This window comes from Halioxenophilus sp. WMMB6 (assembly GCF_033283405.1).
In the GTDB taxonomy this organism is placed as follows: Bacteria; Pseudomonadota; Gammaproteobacteria; order Pseudomonadales; family Cellvibrionaceae; genus Halioxenophilus.
In genome coordinates this window covers 249,789-268,015 of record NZ_JAWMQR010000005.1, presented here as the reverse complement: position 1 = coordinate 268,015, position 18,227 = coordinate 249,789, and the positions used below count along the sequence as shown (strand labels likewise).

16 protein-coding genes are annotated in these 18,227 nt (G+C 56.7%); 4 read left to right on the top strand and 12 right to left on the bottom strand.

All coding sequences use genetic code 11. The features are described from left to right. Positions 1-192: 192 nt before the first annotated feature. Positions 193-2,796, bottom strand: coding sequence for a DNA gyrase subunit A (gene gyrA / locus SBL51_RS14430; protein WP_317931724.1), 2,604 nt, complete (start codon positions 2,794-2,796; stop codon positions 193-195). A gap of 297 nt (positions 2,797-3,093) precedes the next feature. On the opposite strand from gyrA, the gene SBL51_RS14425 reads away from it, so the two are divergent. The 4 genes from SBL51_RS14425 to SBL51_RS14410 all read left to right on the top strand — a co-directional run bounded on the left by SBL51_RS14425 (position 3,094) and on the right by SBL51_RS14410 (position 6,789). After that, positions 3,094-4,449: a TRZ/ATZ family hydrolase gene (locus SBL51_RS14425; protein ID WP_317931723.1), complete on the top strand. Its 1,356-nt coding sequence runs from the start codon at positions 3,094-3,096 to the stop codon at positions 4,447-4,449. Between the two features lie 152 nt (positions 4,450-4,601). Then, entirely contained in the window at positions 4,602-5,312 is a 711-nt protein-coding gene (gene ubiG / locus SBL51_RS14420) for a bifunctional 2-polyprenyl-6-hydroxyphenol methylase/3-demethylubiquinol 3-O-methyltransferase UbiG (RefSeq protein ID WP_317931722.1), read from the top strand. Beyond that, positions 5,309-5,974, top strand: coding sequence for an HAD-IA family hydrolase (locus tag SBL51_RS14415; RefSeq protein ID WP_317931721.1), 666 nt, complete (start codon positions 5,309-5,311; stop codon positions 5,972-5,974). The genes ubiG and SBL51_RS14415 overlap by 4 nt, the downstream gene beginning before the upstream one ends. A 62-nt stretch (positions 5,975-6,036) precedes the next feature. Next, positions 6,037-6,789 (top strand): YciK family oxidoreductase, encoded by a 753-nt coding sequence (locus SBL51_RS14410; RefSeq protein ID WP_317931720.1) that lies wholly within the window; start codon positions 6,037-6,039, stop codon positions 6,787-6,789. Positions 6,790-6,911: 122 nt separating this feature from the next. On the opposite strand, the gene SBL51_RS14405 is transcribed toward SBL51_RS14410, so the two are convergent. From SBL51_RS14405 to SBL51_RS14355, 11 genes are all read right to left on the bottom strand, one after another. Next, positions 6,912-7,340, bottom strand: coding sequence for a DUF2802 domain-containing protein (locus SBL51_RS14405; RefSeq protein ID WP_317931719.1), 429 nt, complete (start codon positions 7,338-7,340; stop codon positions 6,912-6,914). Positions 7,341-7,374: 34 nt separating this feature from the next. Next, positions 7,375-7,860: a chemotaxis protein CheW gene (locus SBL51_RS14400; RefSeq protein WP_317931718.1), complete on the bottom strand. Its 486-nt coding sequence runs from the start codon at positions 7,858-7,860 to the stop codon at positions 7,375-7,377. 131 nt (positions 7,861-7,991) lie between these two features. Beyond that, on the bottom strand, positions 7,992-9,050 hold the full coding sequence (locus tag SBL51_RS14395) for a chemotaxis protein CheW (RefSeq protein ID WP_317931717.1): 1,059 nt from the start codon (positions 9,048-9,050) through the stop codon (positions 7,992-7,994). A 3-nt stretch (positions 9,051-9,053) separates the two neighbouring features. Beyond that, positions 9,054-9,866 carry a ParA family protein gene (locus SBL51_RS14390; RefSeq protein WP_317931716.1) on the bottom strand — a complete coding sequence of 271 codons (813 nt, stop codon included), beginning with the start codon at positions 9,864-9,866 and terminating at the stop codon, positions 9,054-9,056. Positions 9,867-10,085: 219 nt separating this feature from the next. Beyond that, positions 10,086-11,210, bottom strand: a complete 1,125-nt coding sequence (motD, locus tag SBL51_RS14385) for a flagellar motor protein MotD (RefSeq protein ID WP_317931713.1) — start codon at positions 11,208-11,210, stop codon at positions 10,086-10,088. Beyond that, positions 11,207-11,950: a flagellar motor protein gene (locus SBL51_RS14380; protein ID WP_317931711.1), complete on the bottom strand. Its 744-nt coding sequence runs from the start codon at positions 11,948-11,950 to the stop codon at positions 11,207-11,209. Before SBL51_RS14380 ends, motD begins: the two co-directional genes overlap by 4 nt. An 89-nt stretch (positions 11,951-12,039) precedes the next feature. Continuing rightward, positions 12,040-13,197, bottom strand: coding sequence for a chemotaxis response regulator protein-glutamate methylesterase (locus SBL51_RS14375; RefSeq protein ID WP_317931708.1), 1,158 nt, complete (start codon positions 13,195-13,197; stop codon positions 12,040-12,042). 216 nt (positions 13,198-13,413) lie between these two features. Then, the gene (locus tag SBL51_RS14370) at positions 13,414-15,789 is read right to left on the bottom strand and encodes a chemotaxis protein CheA (protein WP_317931707.1); all 2,376 of its coding nucleotides are present in this window, start codon (positions 15,787-15,789) and stop codon (positions 13,414-13,416) included. Positions 15,790-15,836: 47 nt separating this feature from the next. Beyond that, complete coding sequence (locus SBL51_RS14365) at positions 15,837-16,634, bottom strand: protein phosphatase CheZ (RefSeq protein WP_317931704.1); 798 nt, start codon at positions 16,632-16,634, stop codon at positions 15,837-15,839. 17 nt (positions 16,635-16,651) lie between these two features. Next, positions 16,652-17,035, bottom strand: a complete 384-nt coding sequence (cheY, locus tag SBL51_RS14360) for a chemotaxis response regulator CheY (RefSeq protein WP_317931702.1) — start codon at positions 17,033-17,035, stop codon at positions 16,652-16,654. Positions 17,036-17,481: 446 nt separating this feature from the next. Then, positions 17,482-18,204 (bottom strand): RNA polymerase sigma factor FliA, encoded by a 723-nt coding sequence (locus SBL51_RS14355; protein WP_411860486.1) that lies wholly within the window; start codon positions 18,202-18,204, stop codon positions 17,482-17,484. Positions 18,205-18,227 lie beyond the last annotated feature (23 nt).

Below are 18,227 nucleotides of genomic sequence, written 5' to 3'. Positions count from 1 at the left end.
TTCCCGCAACACAATCCAGTCAAAAGTTTTCGCATAATACAGGTTTTAATCCGTATTCACAGCTCGCCACCAAGCCGGCAAGGCTAAGGTCTGTTGACACTCATTTGGGGCCACTAAACTACGCGGTCGCGTCTAGATTGAGCGCCTTTCTGGCTCAATAGAGGCTCCAAATTGGTCTCAGCAGGCCGTAGGTTACTCCTCGCCGCTTTCCTCGCTGCTGCCCTCGCCGTTTTGCTCGCCGCCTTCCTCGCCAAGCTCAACCTCTACCGATGACTCCTCGATACGTTGCAGGCCAACGATATGCTCGCCCTCTCGCACCTTAATAAGGCGTACACCTTGGGTGTTACGGCTGGAGATGGAGACCTCGTCCACGCGGGTACGAACCAGCGTGCCCTGGTCGGAGATCAGCATGATTTCATCGCCATCGAAGACCTGCACCGCGCCCACGACCGAACCGTTACGCTCGGAGACAGCCATGGCGATAACACCCTGGGAACCACGCCCCTTGGCTGGGTACTCGGTGGTATCGGTACGCTTGCCATAACCGTTCTCACTGACGGTCAGCACGCGTCCGCCCTCGGCCGGGATCACCATGGCGATGACATTGTGCCCTTCCGGCAGGCGAATACCGCGCACACCACGCGAGGTACGCCCCATCGGGCGGACGTCGGTCTCTTTAAAGCGCGCCGCTTTACCAGCGGAGTTAAACAGAATGACGTCACAGCTGCCATCGGTGAGTGCGGTGCCCACCAAGTGGTCGCCCTCATCCAATGCCAGCGCGATCAAACCGACACTACGCGGACGGGAGAACTGCGTTAATGGGGTCTTCTTAACGGTGCCGTTGGCAGTCGCCATAAAGATGAAGTGGTCTTCGCTGTACTCCTTCACCGGCAGAATCGAGGTGATGCGCTCACCCTCATCCAGCGACAGCAGGTTGACCATAGGCCGCCCCCGGGATTGCCGGCCAGCGACCGGAATTTGATAGACCTTCAGCCAGTAGACCTTACCGGCGTTGGTAAAACAGAGCAGAGTATCGTGGGTATTAGCTATTAATAGATGCTCGACAAAGTCTTCATCTTTAACGGCCGTCGCCGCTTTACCCATGCCGCCACGGCGCTGGGCCTGGTAGGCATCAAGGGGTTGGGTTTTGGCGTAACCACCGTGGGAGATGGTCACTACCCTATCCTCTTCGGTGATCAGATCCTCCATGCTCAGGTCGGTCATGGAGCTTTGGATCTCGGTGCGGCGCTCATCCCCGTAGTTGGTGAGAACCTCCTCCAACTCTTCCTTTATTACCGCCATCAGGCGCTCGGGGTTTTGCAGAATCTCCAGATACTCGGCAATCTGCTGCAGCTTCTCTTCGTATTCCGCCAGGAGTTTGTCGTGCTCCATGCCGGTTAAACGGTGCAGGCGCAACGCCAGAATGGCTTCGGCCTGGGCCGGCGACAGGTAGTACTGGCCATCTTTTACGCCGTATTGCGCCGGCAGCCCTTCCGGCCGACAGGCGTCGGCACCGGCGCGTTCCAGAAACTGGGAGACGTTACCAATCGGCCAGCCACGGCTGATCATCGCCTCTTTGGCGTCGTTGGGCGTGGCCGAGGCCTTAATCAGCTCGATTAAAGGGTCGATACTGGCGATAGCAATCGCCTGGCCTTCCAGAATGTGGCCACGGTCGCGGGCTTTGCGCAGCAGGAAGACGGTGCGACGGGTCACCACCGCGCGGCGGTGCAGCAGGAAGTGATCCAGCAGCTCGCGCAGGTTGAGCACCTTGGGCTGACCATCAACCAGAGCAACAATGTTTATGCCGAACACACTCTGCAGCTGGGTTTGGGCAAACAGGTTATTGAGCACCACCTCGCCCACTTCACCGCGCTTGAGCTCTATCACCACCCGCAAACCGTCTTTATCAGACTCATCGCGCAGCTCGGAGATGCCCTCTATCTTCTTCTCTTTAACCAGCTCGGCAATGCGCTCGATCAGCCGCGCCTTGTTCAGCTGGTAGGGAATCTCGGTGATGATGATGGTTTCGCGGTTGGTTTTATCGTCGCGTTCAACGTCGGCCTTGGCGCGCACGTAAATGCGGCCACGACCGGTACGGTAGGCCTGCACAATACCCGCACGGCCATTGATGATACCGCCGGTGGGGAAATCGGGGCCGGGGATAATCTCCATTAGCTGGTCGATATCCAGAGTGTTGTCGTCGATCAGAGCCAGACAGGCTTTAACCACCTCGCGGATATTGTGCGGAGGAATATTGGTGGCCATGCCCACGGCAATACCGGAGGAGCCGTTGATCAGCAGGTTGGGAATGCGGGTGGGCAGAACTTCCGGAATCAGCTCGTTGCCGTCGTAGTTTTCTACAAAATTGACGGTTTCTTTATCGAGGTCGGAGAGCAGCTCATGGGCAATTTTCTCCATGCGGATCTCGGTGTATCGCATGGCCGCCGCGCTGTCGCCATCGATGGAACCGAAGTTACCCTGACCATCAACCAGGGTGTAGCGCAAGCTGAACGGTTGCGCCATCCGCACGATGGTGTCGTACACCGCGGAGTCGCCGTGCGGGTGGTATTTACCGATAACATCGCCCACCACACGGGCTGATTTCTTATAGGATTTGTTCCAATCGTTCTTGAGTTCGTTCATAGCGAACAGAACTCGTCGGTGCACCGGCTTCAAGCCATCCCGTACATCGGGGAGTGCGCGTCCGACGATAACGCTCATTGCGTAGTCTAGGTAGGATTGTTTGAGTTCGTCCTCAATATTGACGGGGGATACTTCTCTTGCAATTTCGGCCATAGAGTGGTCGCCTGGTTCCGGTCTGGTCTGTTTTTGTGGTGATTCCGGTGGAGGGTGGTGCTGAGATCAAGGCGCTGGAGCGATCATCTGGAGTTCACAGACAGGTGTTATCCTGGCTTGGCTACAGCGCCCGGCAAGCGCCCTGTTTCAGCAGCACAATAGCGCGGAATAGTACCATAAAATCAGTAAGATAGGCACTCACTTTAATGTTTGCGGCCGAGCCTTTGGTTATACTGCCCCGGATTCGGCCAGCGACACGACAACGGCCCCTAAAACAACGCAACCTAAGCCCCCACCATGACCAAATCCAGCTCAAAAAACAGACAAAAAATCGACACCCTGATTCACAGCCGCTGGTTGGCCACCGTCAACGAAGAGAATCAGCTGCTGGAGCGCTCCGCCCTGGCCATCGATGACGGTGTTATTGTCGACCTGCTGCCTTCGGCCGAGGCCAGCAGCCGCTACCGGGCACGGGAGGAGGTCAACCTGGCCAACCACCTGCTGATCCCCGGCCTGATCAACGCCCACGGCCACAGCGCCATGAGCCTGCTGCGCGGCTTTGCCGATGACCTACCGCTGGAAGCCTGGTTGCAGGAGCACATCTGGCCCGCCGAAGGCCAGTTTGTCTCCGAGGAGTTTGCCTACGACGGCAGCCTGGCCGCCATGGCCGAGATGATCCGTACCGGCACCACCTGCTTCGCCGATATGTACTTCTTCCCCGAGGCCACCGCCCGGGCCGCACAGGCGGTGGGCATGCGCGCGCACCTGGCGCCACCGGTATTCGATTTCCCGAGCAACTGGCAGCAAACGCCAGACGCCTACCTGGCCGCCACTGTGGAGCTGCGCGAGCAGTTACAGGACGACCCACTGATTACGCTCGGTATTGGCCCACACGCGCCGTACACGGTCTCTGACGACAGTTTCCGCAAGGTGTTGGCCGTGCGCGAGCGTTGGCCGGCCGCAATACACATCCACTGCCAGGAGACCGCTCATGAGGTGAGCGAAAGCCTGCAGCAGTATGGCCTGCGGCCACTGGCCCGGCTGCAGCAGCTGGGCGTGCTCGGCCCCCACACCCAGTGCGTACACATGACCCAGGTCAACGATGAGGACATCGCCACCCTTATCGAGACCCAGGCCAGTGTTGTCCACTGCCCCAAGTCCAATCTCAAACTGGCCAGCGGCTTTTGCCCGGTGCAGCCCCTGCTGGAGGCCGGCATCAACGTCGCCCTCGGCACCGACAGTGCCGCCAGCAACAACAGCCTCGATATGCTCTCCGAGATGCAGTACGCCGCCCTGCTGGCTAAGGCCGCCAGCGGCAACGCCAGTGCCGTCGATGCCCACACCGCCCTGCGCCTGGCCACCATCAACGGTGCCCGGGCGTTGGGTATTGCCGACCGGGTCGGCAGCCTGGAGGTCGGCAAGCAGGCGGATATCACCGCGGTAAAACTGGATGGGCCACGCCAGGGGCCGGTCTATTCCCCTCTGTCGGCGCTGGTCTATACCCAGACCGGTTCCCGGGTGAGCGATGTTTGGATTGCTGGGCGTCGACAGCTGGCACGGGGTAAACTGCGTCACATCGACCAGGATGCGGTGAATGCCCGGGCCAGCCACTGGCATGACAAAATCGCCAACTTCGCCGCCGGCCTGAGCTAACCCCAATACCGGGCGGTGATTTTCAGCCTTTGCCGAACGGCGTTGAATCTCTTAAAGTGCAGCCCAATTAACCGGTAATGGTGGCCCGGTATTGCCCCAACGGGCAGAACCCAGCCACTGGCCTCTGTTTACTCTCAACCAAGTATTTGCGTATGACCAACGCCGACCTCAGCGAAATCGCCAAATTTGATGCCAGCGCCGAACGCTGGTGGGACCCAAACAGTGAGTTCAAAACACTGCACGACATCAACCCGCTGCGCTGCAACTACATTGAAGCCATCCAGCCGGTGGCCGAACTGGCTCTGCTCGACGTCGGCTGCGGTGGTGGCATATTAAGTGAAGGGCTGGCCCAGCGCGGTGCCCTGGTTACCGGTATCGACCTCGCCGAGCAGGCGTTAAGTGTGGCCCGCCTGCACGCCCTGGAGAGCGGGGTCGACATCACCTACCTGAAAAGCAGCGTGGAAGCACTGGCCGAAGAGCACCCGTCGAGTTTTGATGTGGTCACCTGTATGGAGATGCTCGAGCATGTGCCCGAGCCCGATTCGGTGATCGCCGCCTGTGCCAAGCTGTTGAAGCCCGGTGGCAACCTGTTCCTCTCCACCATCAACCGCAACCCCAAAAGTTACGGGGCGATGATTGTCGCTGCTGAGTATCTGCTGAAGATGGTGCCCAAGGGCACACACAACTATCAGAAGTTTATCCGGCCGGCGGAACTTGCCGCCATGGCGCGCAGCGCCGGCCTGCTGGTACGCGACATCACCGGCCTGGTCTACAACCCGGTCTTTAAAAGCTACAAACTCACCGATAAAGATGTCGACGTGAACTACTTCATGCACGTGCAAAAGCCGGATGAGCGCGCATGAAACACGGCTGCGCCCTGTTTGACCTGGATGGCACTCTGGTCGATACCGCCCCGGACTTCATCCTTGTTCTGAACCAGATGCGCAGCCAGCAGGGCCTGCCCGCCCTACCCGAAGCCACCATTCGCAAAACCGTCTCTGGCGGCGCCCGGGAGATGGTCAAACTCGCCTTTGGAGGCCAATCCGGTGAGCCGGCATTCGACGCGCACCTGGCCGAATTCCTCGACCTTTACGGCCAACTGATTGGCCGGGGCGAGAGCCGCTCGCTGTTGTTTCCGGGGCTTACCGGCCTGTTGCAGGAGCTACGGGCGCGGCAGATTCCCTGGGGTATAGTCACCAATAAACCCGACCGCTTCGCCAGCCAGCTGATAACCACCCTGGCCCTGGAACCTGCGGTATTGATCTGCCCGGACCACGTCACCCGCGCCAAGCCCGACCCAGAGCCGCTGCTGCTGGCCTGCGAGATGATTGGCAGCCCGGCCGAACAGAGCATCTATGTCGGCGACCACCAGCGCGATATCGAAGCCGGGCGCAACGCCAATATGCAAACGGTGGTTGTCGGCTGGGGTTATTTCGATGAACCTGAACCACTGAGCGCCTGGCAGGCGCACCATATGGCCGACAGCGCCCAACAGCTGAGCGACCTGCTCCTGGCTCAGTTATAAACGCAGTTACAAACTGCCGTTATAAACTGCCGTTATAAACGCATTAACACGAATCACACACTATGAAATTACCCGACAACTACACTCCCACCGCCAACTGCCTGGCCGGCAAAGTCATTGTGGTGACCGGTGCCGGTGCCGGCATTGGCAGAGAGGCGGCTCTCACCTACGCCCGCTATGGCGCCAACGTGGTACTGCTGGGCCGCACCACCGCCAAGCTGGAGCAGGTCTACGACCAGATTGAAGCCGAAGGCAGCCCCAATGCCGCCATCTACCCTATCAATTTTGAAGGTGCGGTGGAGAAAGACTACCTGGATATGGCGGTGCGTCTGGAGGAGGAGTACGGCAAGATTGATGGTCTGCTGATCAATGCCGCCATTTTGGGCCAGCACACGCCGATCAATAATTATGCTGTCGATACCTGGAACCAGGTAATGCAGATCAACCTCAATTCACCCTTTATGATGATCAAGGCCCTGGCACCACTGTTGGCTGCCTCGGGTAATGGTTCGGTCATTACCACCAGCTCCAGTGTCGCCAATGCAGGCCGGGCCTTCTGGGGCGCCTACGCGGTCTCCAAAGCGGCACTGAAAAACCTGACCGAGATACTGGCCCAGGAGTGGGATGAGGTGATCCCGGTGCGCATCAACAGCTTAAACCCGGGCGGCACCCGCACCACCATGCGCGCCCAGGCTTACCCGGCCGAAAACCCCGCCGATGTGCCCCCCCCTTCCGAGCACATGCCGCTTTATCTCTACCTGATGAGTGACGATAGCCTGGGGGTTTCCGGGCAATATTTTAACGCCCGCCAATAGCCATCACCGCAGGGATCAAAAACGAAAAAAGCGCAGCCTAGGCTGCGCTTTTTATTGAACCGTAAACAACAAACGCTCTTGATAAAAAACGTTTAACTTACACCCCCACGCGAGCTACAAGCCTAGTGATGGGAAACCGCCTCTTTGTTCACCAGCGCCATTAAATTGGCCTCGGCTTTCGACAAGCCACAACGGCGGGCAACCTCGTCCGGGGTAAAACCCTGGGAGAATAGATTTACCGCATTGTTGTATGAGCCTGCGTCATCACTACCAGTGATCGCTGGCGTCTGGGGTTTGGCGGCCACCGGCTTTGCCACCTCGGTCGGTTCTGGCTGCTTGCCGACTTTCAATTCAAAATCGACCAGTTTGCGGCCCATTCCCACCTGGCTTTGGCTGAGCATCTGCAACTCTTTGCGATGACGCGCATCCTGTTCATCGAAGCGCTTTTGCAGACTGGAAAACCGCCGCCACAAAGTGACATTGCCCACCAGCAGCGTTACCGCAGCCAGGACAATAATTAACGTTTCCAGTGAAATACTTTCGAGCGCCATGGCGTCACCTAAACCTGTCTAAATAGTTGTGCGGTTAAACTTCTTCCAACTCGGCCCATTCGCGGTCCGTCAACAATTTATTGAGCTCGATTAAAATCAGTAGCTCGTCATTTTTATGGCAAACGCCCTGAATAAATTTCGCACTCTCTTCATTACCGACATTAGGCGCGGTTTCAATTTCCGACTGGCGCAGATAGACCACCTCGGCCACGCTGTCGACCAGAATACCAATCACATGCTGATCGGCTTCAATGATTACGATACGGGTGTTATCGGTAATTTCGCCCGGCATCAAGCCAAAGCGGTTGCGGGTATCAATAACGGTAACCACGTTGCCGCGCAGATTAATAATGCCGAGCACGTACGGCGGTGCTCCCGGTACCGGCGCAATTTCCGAGTAGCGCAATACCTCCTGTACCTGCATCACATTGACCCCATAGGTCTCTCCGGCCAGGCGGAAGGTCACCCACTGTAATATCGGGTCATCGCTGGTTTTGGCTTTACTGGTATTGGTTGCCATGAGTTATGTCCTGAATTTGTTGCAAGCGTCAAAAAAACCACAAACGGGTGATTTCAATATAGTTTAGGAATGGTTAAAGCACCATTTGTGCCATTTAAAATTCTTGGCTGTAAGGAGGGAGGATGAGGCAATTACTGCCGGCGATTTTTATCCTGCTCGGCCAGCAATTGACCCAGTACGGGAATATCCAACAGTGCGCACATATGATCCCGGATGGTCCCCGCCAGCCAGGGCCGTTTGGTGCGCACCCCGCGCCAATTAACCGACTCGGGATCGAGCTGAATGGGCTGTTTCACCTCATCCACCGCCAACCCCCAAGGCAGACCATTAATGGTGATGAGGAATCGATAGTTCTCTCGAAACTCCGGCTGATAGCGTTCCGGCATCACAAACAGCGCCGTGTCCACACAGCGGATTTTTCCGTGTGCGGTGGGCAGCAACCCCATAAACCAATCCGATTGCCCAAACAGCGGCGTTAACTCATCGGAGATCTTTTGAATCTGACCCAGGCAGATCAGCGGTACCGCCAGGGTTAATTTGGAGACGGTAAAAAGCAGAACATCGAAACGATCCTGGGCCCAATCCGGCCGGCCATTGCGCCACTGGGGCAGCGCCGGCTGAGCAAGCTCAAACTCACTCTCCTGCGCCAATTCCGGTTCGGAGGATGGGGTTACCGGTTCAGGTTTGGCAACACCCACCTTAGCCGGTACAGAGACGATTGCCGGTTCGAGCGCAGCTTCGGTTTTAGCTTGGGGGATGGGCGCTTCGGGGATAGGCGCTTCAAAAATCGGGGGCGCCGCGACTGGCGCTGCTGGCTTACTGACACTGTTGCGCAGGTTCGAAACGTGTAACAACCGCTGTAACTGCTGCTTACGGCTCTCTTCCTCGGCCAACTCAGGTACTTGTGCCAGGTTATTGACGGCCGGATTGGCGCTGGGCGTAGGCTCCACAAACTCACTTACCCGGCTGGCTGCGGCTGCTGCCGCCATAGCGGGTCGGCTTGGCCCCGCAGTAGCGAGAGGAGTAGCGCCAGCGGCCGCGGTGGAGTGAGCGTTAGCGGCGGCTGTTGGTGAAGTTTTGGCCGCGGGCGGCGCTTCGACAGGCAGCTCATCCTCAGCCGACTCATCCAGCAACAAATCGTCGATGTAGGAGATCATCCAGTCATCGGTTGGCTTATTTAAATCAGCCAAGCTCTACACTCCGCTGGCTACCGCCCGGCTACTTTTCCGGTCGACAGCAGCCTGCTGAAACAGCTGTTTTAGCAACGAGCGATAGGCACTGGTGGCCCGGCCGTCGGGCTCAAACAGATGTGGCGGCACTCCGGCTTTACTGGCATCGCGCAGACGGGTATCGACCGGTATTTTGCCGGCCCAGGCGTGCTCAATGAACTGATTTTTAATGGCCCGCAGGCTCACCACCGAGGCGTGAGTACGGCGATCGAACATGGTCGGCACTATGGTGTAACCCAGCTCGCGCTTGCGCGAGCGGCCGAGCATCTGCAGGGTGTGAATCATCCGCTCCAACCCTTTAATCGCCAAAAATTCGGTCTGCACCGGAATCACCAGATGCTGGCAGGCGGCCAGGGCGTTGATCATCAGCACACCCAACAATGGTGGGCTGTCGATCACCACCAGATCAAAATCGTTGTTAAGCAACTCCACCGTGCGGCTCACCACCAGGCCCAGGCCATCTTTGCCAATGGCCTGCCGCTCCAGCGTGGCCAGAGCAGTAGAAGCCGGTAGAAAGCTAAGATTGTCGTACTTGGTGCTGCGAATAATCTTAAACACCTCAGCCCGAGTGAGATTTTTATTTAGCTCAAACAGTGTATAGGTGGAGGGTTTGCAGTAGTCGGCGTTTTCGCCAAAGTAGCTGGTTAACGAGCCATGGGGGTCGAGGTCCACCATCAATACGCGCAACCCCTGCTCGGCTGCCAGTCCGGCCAGGGCTACCGCCGTGGTGGTTTTACCAACACCACCCTTTTGATTGGCTACAGTCCAAACAAGCATAACTACCTCTGCACACTCTGTTCAAATATAGGGGTACGTACACTCTGGTTGCGTGGTGCGCGCTGCAACCGACGCTACCGCTCCCCTCTTAGTTTAGTCGAAGCTGTTAAAAGCGCTGTTAAAGGCGACTTTCAGGCGACGGATAATCCCGTAGTCAGCAACAGACCATTGCTTACCTTGTTGCAGGTTATCGGCCACAGCACAGAATTATTAAGCGCGTTACTCCGGACGGTTGCGCGGCAGTTGCGGATCATTGGTGTAGAGGATATTGCCATCCTCAAGATAGACCGGCTCCAGGGTCAAGGCATCATCCTGCCGGTTGTTGGGTGGCGCTGTAGCGCTGCGCTCAATCGGCTGGAGCTCGGCGGCATCACTCAGTGCGGAACGCAGGCTCGGATTGGTCGGTGCCCCTCCCAAGGCCACCAACTGGCTGTTTTTCTCCGTGGCAGAGAGTGAATCGTTAGTGAGAATCGACTGCTTCTGCTGCTGAAAAAAGCGGTAGGCCCGGTCCTGTTCCAACATCGCCTGGTATTTTGGCTTGGCGACTTTTACCACCACCCGCCGATTGTGCTCCCGGCCGGCGGCGGTACTGTTATCAGCAATCGGCTTGTATTGGCCATAACCGATGGCAGCCAGGCGCGCTGGCGCCACGCCACCTTCCTGCAGAATTTGCACCACCGTCGAGGCGCGCGCTGTGGACAACTCCCAATTGCTTGGATAGGCCGGAGTATTAATTGGCTGATTATCGGTAAAGCCCTCTACCTCGATGGCGTTGTCGTAGGGGGTGAGTATTTTCGCCAGCTGATCAAACACCGTCTCTGCGGCGTAGCTCGGTTCCGCACTACCTGGCCCGAACAGGAGCTTGGCGTTCATCTCTATCTCCAACCAGAGTTCATTCTGGTTGAGCACCATCTTCTGCTCAGATAAGAGGTTGGCAAAACGATTCTCCAGCGTCTGTTCAATATCGTTAAAGTGGGCTTCGGCATCGGCGTCCACGTCGGCACCGGCGGCCACTTCACTATTGGCACTGGGCAGGTCTGAGATTTCGGCGAAGGCACCATCGCCCGGCTGGGTTTTATCGGGGGTTACGGCTTGGGTATCAATGGGTGTGGTTTCGGTGGAGAGCGATGGATCGCCCACCTGTATCGGCGCCAGGCTTCGTTTGGGGTCGTGAAAAACATCGAGCAAGGCGTCCGATAATACTCGAAATTTATCCTCGTTCACCTGCGACACGGAATACATCACCACAAAAAAGGCAAACAGCAGGGTGATAAAATCCGCGTAGGAGACCAGCCAACGTTCGTGATTAATACTCAGCTGTGGTGGCCGCCGGGAGGAGATCATGGCGTTAAATACCCAGACAATTTAATTTGAATCAGTTTCGGGTTTTCGCCTTCGGCGATGGCAATCAGCCCGTCAATAATCAGCTCTTTAAATCTCGACTCATGGCCAACGCACTGCTTTAACTTATTGGCAATCGGCAACAGCAGCAGGTTGGCAAATGCAACGCCATAAATGGTGGCGACAAATGCAATCGCGATACCCGGCCCCAACTGGGCGGGATCGTTTAAATTCTTCATAACATGAATCAATCCGATCACCGCGCCGATAATACCGATGGTGGGCGCATAGCCGCCCATACTTTCATAAAACTGCACGGCTTGCAGATCCCACTGCTCTTTTTGCAGCAGATCATTTTCCATTACCCGCCGGATCTCTTCCGGTTCTGAGCCATCCACCAGCAGCAGTAACCCTTTTTGGGCAAAGGGGTTTTTCTCCCGCTCGGCCACATTCTCCAATCCCAGAATACCTTCGCGACGGGCAGCGTCCGCCCAATGCACAATTTTTTTGATGCCGGCATCGTAGTGGAAATGGGGCGGAGCAAACACCCAACTGAGTACATTAAAGGCGTGCTTCAGGCTGGCGATAGGGGTTTGCAGCATGGCAGCCCCCAAGGTGCCGCCGACCACGATCAAAGCCGCCGAGCCATTCATCAGCGAACCCCAGGAGCCGCCCTCCAGGAAATTGCCGCCAATGAGTGCGGCAAAGCCGATAATCACACCCAAAAAACTGAGTTTGTCCATTTGAACCTGCCAAAAGGCTGTTTATGCGCCGGTCAAGCGGCGCGAGTTGTTACTCGGTGCGATCAGGCTGTTGGCCACCCGCCAAGCCATCAACATCGAAAGGCTTGTCTGAGAGTGGGCGCGATATCGCAGAGCGCCAGAACCCGGTCTGTTAGATTGGCTCTGGCCACGGCCATGGGCATGCCGTAAATAACGCTGCTGGCCTGGTCCTGAGACCAGACGACGCCGCCAAACTCCTTCACCAGACGGCACCCCTGACAGCCATCGCTACCCATTCCGGTTAACACCATGGCCAACAAGTTGGATTGAAAGGCGTTGGCCGCCGAAGCAAAGGTGATATCCACCGAGGGCTTGTAATTTAATCGGTCATCACCGGCCAAAACTTTAATTCTATTTTTGTCTTTTGAGTCCAAAATCATCTGCTGGCCACCCGGCGCCAGGTAGGCCACCCCCGGTGCCAGCCGCATGCCATCCTCCGCCAGATGGACGCGAATATTGCACTGGCTGTTCAAACGCTCAGCAAAGGCGCGGGTAAAGTTTTCCGGCATGTGCTGAATCAGCAGAATCGGCACGGGAAAATTGGCCGGCAGAGACTTTAACGACTCCACCAGTGCCACCGGCCCGCCGGTGGAGGTGCCAATGGCCAGTAACTTAATGCGGCCGAGCAGCGAATCGACCGGCCGCTTATCGGCTACTGGCGCAGGCTGGTTGGACTCATAGCGTTGCTTATCGGCGGGCGTAATTGGAGCCGTGGTGGAGCGCACAACCGACACCGGCGCAGGTGAAGTGCTACGCAAGGTAGGCGCGCTGGTTTTACTGGCAGGCGCTACCGCAGCCACCGGCCGGCGACCCGGCTTGGCAATCGCCAGTAAACGCTCGTGCAGCTTCTGCTTTAGCTGGGGTGACTTGCGTGAAACTTCGGCAAAATTTTTCGGCAGAAAATCAACCGCCCCCGCCTCCAGCGCATCCAGTGTTATGCGCGCTCCTTCGTAGGTGAGCGACGACAGCATTAAAATCGGCACAGGCTTCGACGCCATAATCGCGCGCACCGCACTCACGCCATCCATCAGCGGCATCTCGTAATCCATGGTGATCACATCCGGATCTTTACTGCGCGCCATCTCCACCGCCTCGCGGCCATTGCTGGCCACGCCAATAACATGCAGATCCGGGTGATCTTCTATAATCTCGGCCAGACGGTGTTGAAAAAAGTTGGAGTCATCTACGACCAGTACATTTATGGGCATCTATGCCGAACCCTGCATTCGTTAGGTGGGTTGTCGTTATTGTCTTGAGCGGTGACTGATACGCGGGGTGTCGCTGGGCCGGTTCGAGCAGAGAGGGTAACCACCGTTAACGCCCTCTCGCCAAAACCAGGGTGTGTTGCTGATAACGGCGGCCGTTGCTCAGTTTTGCTTTGGAAACAAACCTGCTGTCGAATCAACGGAAAATTCAACAGTTCACTAGGCAGCATTTCCGGCATAACGTTTAAGCATAGAGGGCACGTCCAGAATCAGGGCAATGGTGCCATCACCCGTAATGGTTGCACCCGCCATACCGGGGGTACCGTGTAACATTTTGCCCAGCGGTTTAATAACCACCTCCTCCTGGCCGATTAACTGGTCGACCACAAAGCCAACCCGCTGAGTTCCCACAGAGACAATCACCACGTGACCCTGCTGAGGTGGCTGATAGGGGCACTTGGGTACCAGCCACTGTTTTAAATGAAATATCGGAATCGCTTTTTCGCGAATGGTAATGCACTCCTGGCCATCCACCACGTTGGTTTTGGTCAGATCCATATGGAAAATTTCGTCCACGTTGACCAGCGGCAGGGCAAAGGTTTGATCGGCCAGCATAATCATCAGCGTCGGCATGATGGCCAGAGTGAGCGGCACTTTAATATCAAAGCGCGTCCCCTCATTCAGCTGCGAGTGGATCTCAATAGTGCCATTGAGCTGGGTGATTTTGGTTTTCACCACATCCATGCCCACACCGCGGCCCGAAACATCGGAAATCTCTTTTTTGGTGGAGAATCCCGGGGCAAAAATCAGCGCAAACGCCTCCTGGTCGGAGAGCCGCCCGGCCGCGTCTTCATCCAGCACCCCTTTCTCCACCGCAATGGCGCGCAGCTTGTTGGCATCCATACCGCCGCCATCATCGGTGATGGACAACAGAATATGGTCGCCCTCCTGCTGGGCCGCCAGAACCACTTTACCCACACGCGGTTTGCCCTTGGCTTCGCGCGCGTCGGGCAGTTCAATGCCGTGGTCAACGGAGTTGCGCACCAGGTGCACCAGCGGATCGGCCAGGGCCTCCACCAGGTTTTTGTCGAGATCGGTCTCTTCACCGACCAACTCAAGATTAATCTCTTTTTTCAGGCTGCGTGCCAAGTCCCTGACTACACGGGGGAAGCGGCCAAACACCTTTTTAATAGGCTGCATGCGGGTTTTCATCACCGCGGATTGGAGATCCGCGGTGACCACATCCAGATTCGATACCGCCTTGGAGAGGGTTTCGTCACTGCGTTCATCACCCAGGCGCACCAGGCGATTACGCACCAGCACCAGCTCGCCCACCATATTCATGATGTCGTCCAGGCGCTGGGTATCGACGCGCACAGTGGCTTCCGCCGGTGGATTGACGTCTTTGGCCGAGAGACCGGCGGCAGGTGGTTTACTGCCGCCGTCACCACCATCGGCAACCGCCTTCAGCTGCGGTTTGGCCGCCGGCTTATTGGCCGCCGCTGGCACAGGTTTAGAGTTACTGCTGGCAACGGTGGCTACCGGCGTACCGCCCGCGACACCAGGCGCCTTACCCTTGCCGTGCAATTGATCAAGCAGGCTTTCAAATTCGTCTTCACTGATCAGATCTTCACCGCCCGCCGCAGCCGGGCTGGCAGCGCCAGGTTGAGCGGCGGCAGGTTTCACCGGCTCAGAATCGGCCTCGGCTTTACCCGGGCCCTTACCTACGCCGTGCAACTGATCCAGCAGTGCTTCAAATTCGTCTTCGGAGATAATCTCATCGTTGCCGCTGGCAATCGGCGCTGGCGATGGTTGTGGCGTAACGGCCGCCGGTGGCGGTGCCGAGGCGGGTTCACTGGCCGCGGGCTTGGCCGCGCCGGCACCTGGCCCCTTGCCTTTGCCGTGTAGCTGATCAAGCAGCGCCTCGAATTCATCTTCGCTGATTTCAGAGCTGTCACTCACGCTGCCGCTGGAGCCTGCGTCGTGACTGTTGTCAGAGGAGTCGGAGATAGCATCGAGCAGGCTTTCAAACTCCTGATCGGTGATGTCGTCGTGGGTTTCAGCCGAGTTTGTGGATGCGGTGTTAGAAGCGGTGTCGGTGTCGCCACCCATATCGAACAGGTCATCATCGCCAAACAGCACATCATCACCGCTGCTGTCCGCCCCGGTGTCTGTGGCTGGCGCCTCGCCGGTAGCGGCGACAAGATCCTCGCCAGCGACCAATCGACCGAGCATCTCAATCAAAGCCGGCTCGGCTGCAGTCGGCTCCTGACCGGCTTGAATATCCCGAAACTGACTGTTGACTGTGTCCAACGCCTGCAGCACGACATCCATCAGCTCAGCGGTTACCTGCCGCTTGCCGGTACGCAGGATATCAAACAGATTTTCAGTCACATGGCAGCAGTCCACCATGGCGTTGAGTTGCAAAAAACCGGCTCCACCCTTAACGGTGTGGAAGCCACGGAAAATTGCATTCAACAGATCTTTATCATCTGGTCGCTGTTCCAGCTCAACCAGCTGCTCGGAAAGTTGTTCGAGAATTTCACCTGCCTCGACTAAGAAGTCCTGCAGTATCTCATCGTCATCACCGAACATTCAGTGTTCCTCTAACCAAAACCGACCTATTAATTGTGATTGCGCTGTTAAAAACCGAGGCTCGAGAGCAGATCATCCACCTCGTCCTGGCTGGAGACCACATCCGCGCGTTTCTCAGCGTGAATTTGCGGGCCTTCGCCCGTGGCGTTGGCTTTTAACGGCTGCTTGGCACTGTTATCGGCAGCGGAAGGGAAACCTGCAATGTCCTCAACCTGGCCGGCAATTCGAACCAGATTGACCAGTTCACTTTCCACATCGGAGACCAAGCCAATCACTTTTTTCAGTACCTGGCCGGTTAGATCCTGGTAGCCCTGCTCCAGAATAATCTCCTGCAGATTTTGGCTGAGCTGCTCAGCTCCGCCACCGATGCGCTCCAGGAACTCATCCATGCGGTAGTAGAGTTGACGAAATTCGTCCGCGCCCATCTCACGCCGCTTTAAGCGGCTCCACTCTTTGCGCAGCTCCAGGGATTCCTGACTGATATCACTGGCAATGGGAGCCGAAGCTTCAACCTTGTCCATGGTTCTATCGGCCGCATCCTGGGTCACTTTTAATACGTATTGCAATCGGTCGGAGGCATCGGAGATGTGGGATTTTTCGGAGAGGCGGGCGTCGGCCGACTCTTCCGCATCGACATTGAAATTGACAATGGCGCTGTGCAGAGCGCGGGTCAGTCGGCCCACGCTGTTAAATATTAGGCTGTCGCGCGTTTGCGTGAGTCTGGCGATAACTTCATTGGCTTGTTGATAGTCATCGTTTTTCAGTTTTTCTACCAGGGTACTGGCGCAGGCCCGCAACTCATCGATCACCTGATCAGTACCAGCCTCTATTGGTTTTGATTCCATGGCGTTGTAACCCCGCTCTAGCCCACTCGCTCAAAGATTTTTTCGATTTTTTCCTTTAAGGCTTGAGCAGTAAACGGTTTTACAACGTAGCCATTCACGCCACTTTGTGCCGCTTCAATAATCTGATCACGTTTCGCTTCTGCGGTAACCATCAACACCGGCAGTGAACTTAAGCGTTCATCCGCACGCACCTGCCGCAGGAGTTCAATGCCGGTCATGCCGGGCATGTTCCAGTCGGTCACGAGAAAATCGAAGTCACCGTTTTTCAGCATGGGCAGTGCAGTTTGGCCGTCGTCGGCCTCCTGAGTATTGGTAAAACCCAGATCACGCAACAGGTTTTTAATGATCCGCCTCATGGTTGAAAAATCGTCAACAATGAGGATTTTCATATTTTTGTCCAATGTAACCTCCATAGGCCCAGGGATTGGGAACTGATTTAATAAATAGTCTAGTAGCAGTTTGTCGGGTATCCAGTTTTTAGGACGCTGATTTTGCCCAAACCCAAACTGCTGGCTAACCAGTCACACTCAACGCAGATTATCTGTGTATTTATTGCCAATAAGTGCCGGAGATGCTGACAGATTGATAGCGCATAACTGCACGATCAAATCGTGAAGGCGGGACCAGTTGGTAAGCCAACCGGCTGCTGATTCAAACCAAACATCAGTGACCCAGAGCGCTTGACCCTGGCCCTGAAGCAGTCCAATTCCCCCCTGCTCGCAGGCGCTTAGTTGCTGCCACGCACCGTCAGGCAGACACTGATCAAACCGCAGCTGGGTACGCGAGTGTCATTGCGTTAACCGATGTTCCATCAGTATAGACTAAGGTTTGCGGTTGCAATGGCGAGTTAGCCCTTCTCAGGGGCCCAATCCTGCAGACGGCCACGCAAGCGCAACGCCGCCTGGCTGTGTATCTGGCTGACCCGGGATTCACTCACGCCCAGAATCTGGCCAATCTCTTTCAGATTGAGCTCTTCATCGTAGTAAAGCGCCAATACCAGTTGCTCCCGCTCCGGCAGAGACTTTATCGCCTGGGCCAGCGACAACTTTAGGCTGTCCCGCTGAATTCCCTGGTATGGACTTTGGCAGGCAGAGATGCTGGTATCCTGGTCGATACGGCTATCGTCTTCGGCCACGGCCTCCTCGTAGCTGAACAGGCGGGTGCTGGTGCTGTCTTGCAGAATACTGTGGTACTCCTCCAGGGAGACCTCCAACTGCGCGGCTACCTCCTGGTCGGTGGCGTCGCGCCCGGTTTTCGACTCGACAATGGCAATTGCCTCCTGGACACGGCGGGCGTTGCGGTGTACCGAGCGCGGTGCCCAGTCGCCCCGGCGCATCTCATCGACAATGGCGCCGCGAATGCGAATCCCAGCATAGGTTTCAAAGCTGGCCCCCTTGCTGGCGTCATACTTCTGCGCCGCCTCCAGCAAACCGATCATGCCGGCCTGAATCAGATCTTCCACCTGCACACTGGCCGGCATACGCATCATCATGTGGTGAGCGATACGTTTCACCAGCGGCGCGTACTGTTCGATATCTATTTGTGGCGCCGGTAGCGCTTGATCGTACATAGCCAATCCATCAAAAACTGCCA

Coding starts and splice junctions, on each gene's coding strand:
- gyrA (WP_317931724.1), bottom strand. CDS start 2,796: ATGGCCGAAATTGCAAGAGAAGTATCCCCCGTCAATATTGAGGACGAA.
- SBL51_RS14390 (WP_317931716.1), bottom strand. CDS start 9,866: ATGCTTGTTTGGACTGTAGCCAATCAAAAGGGTGGTGTTGGTAAAACC.
- SBL51_RS14375 (WP_317931708.1), bottom strand. CDS start 13,197: ATGCCCATAAATGTACTGGTCGTAGATGACTCCAACTTTTTTCAACAC.
- SBL51_RS14355 (WP_411860486.1), bottom strand. CDS start 18,204: ATGTACGATCAAGCGCTACCGGCGCCACAAATAGATATCGAACAGTAC.
- SBL51_RS14415 (WP_317931721.1), top strand. CDS start 5,309: ATGAAACACGGCTGCGCCCTGTTTGACCTGGATGGCACTCTGGTCGAT.
- SBL51_RS14380 (WP_317931711.1), bottom strand. CDS start 11,950: ATGGACAAACTCAGTTTTTTGGGTGTGATTATCGGCTTTGCCGCACTC.
- ubiG (WP_317931722.1), top strand. CDS start 4,602: ATGACCAACGCCGACCTCAGCGAAATCGCCAAATTTGATGCCAGCGCC.
- SBL51_RS14405 (WP_317931719.1), bottom strand. CDS start 7,340: ATGGCGCTCGAAAGTATTTCACTGGAAACGTTAATTATTGTCCTGGCT.
- SBL51_RS14425 (WP_317931723.1), top strand. CDS start 3,094: ATGACCAAATCCAGCTCAAAAAACAGACAAAAAATCGACACCCTGATT.
- motD (WP_317931713.1), bottom strand. CDS start 11,210: ATGATCTCCTCCCGGCGGCCACCACAGCTGAGTATTAATCACGAACGT.
- SBL51_RS14400 (WP_317931718.1), bottom strand. CDS start 7,860: ATGGCAACCAATACCAGTAAAGCCAAAACCAGCGATGACCCGATATTA.
- SBL51_RS14370 (WP_317931707.1), bottom strand. CDS start 15,789: ATGTTCGGTGATGACGATGAGATACTGCAGGACTTCTTAGTCGAGGCA.
- SBL51_RS14410 (WP_317931720.1), top strand. CDS start 6,037: ATGAAATTACCCGACAACTACACTCCCACCGCCAACTGCCTGGCCGGC.
- SBL51_RS14365 (WP_317931704.1), bottom strand. CDS start 16,634: ATGGAATCAAAACCAATAGAGGCTGGTACTGATCAGGTGATCGATGAG.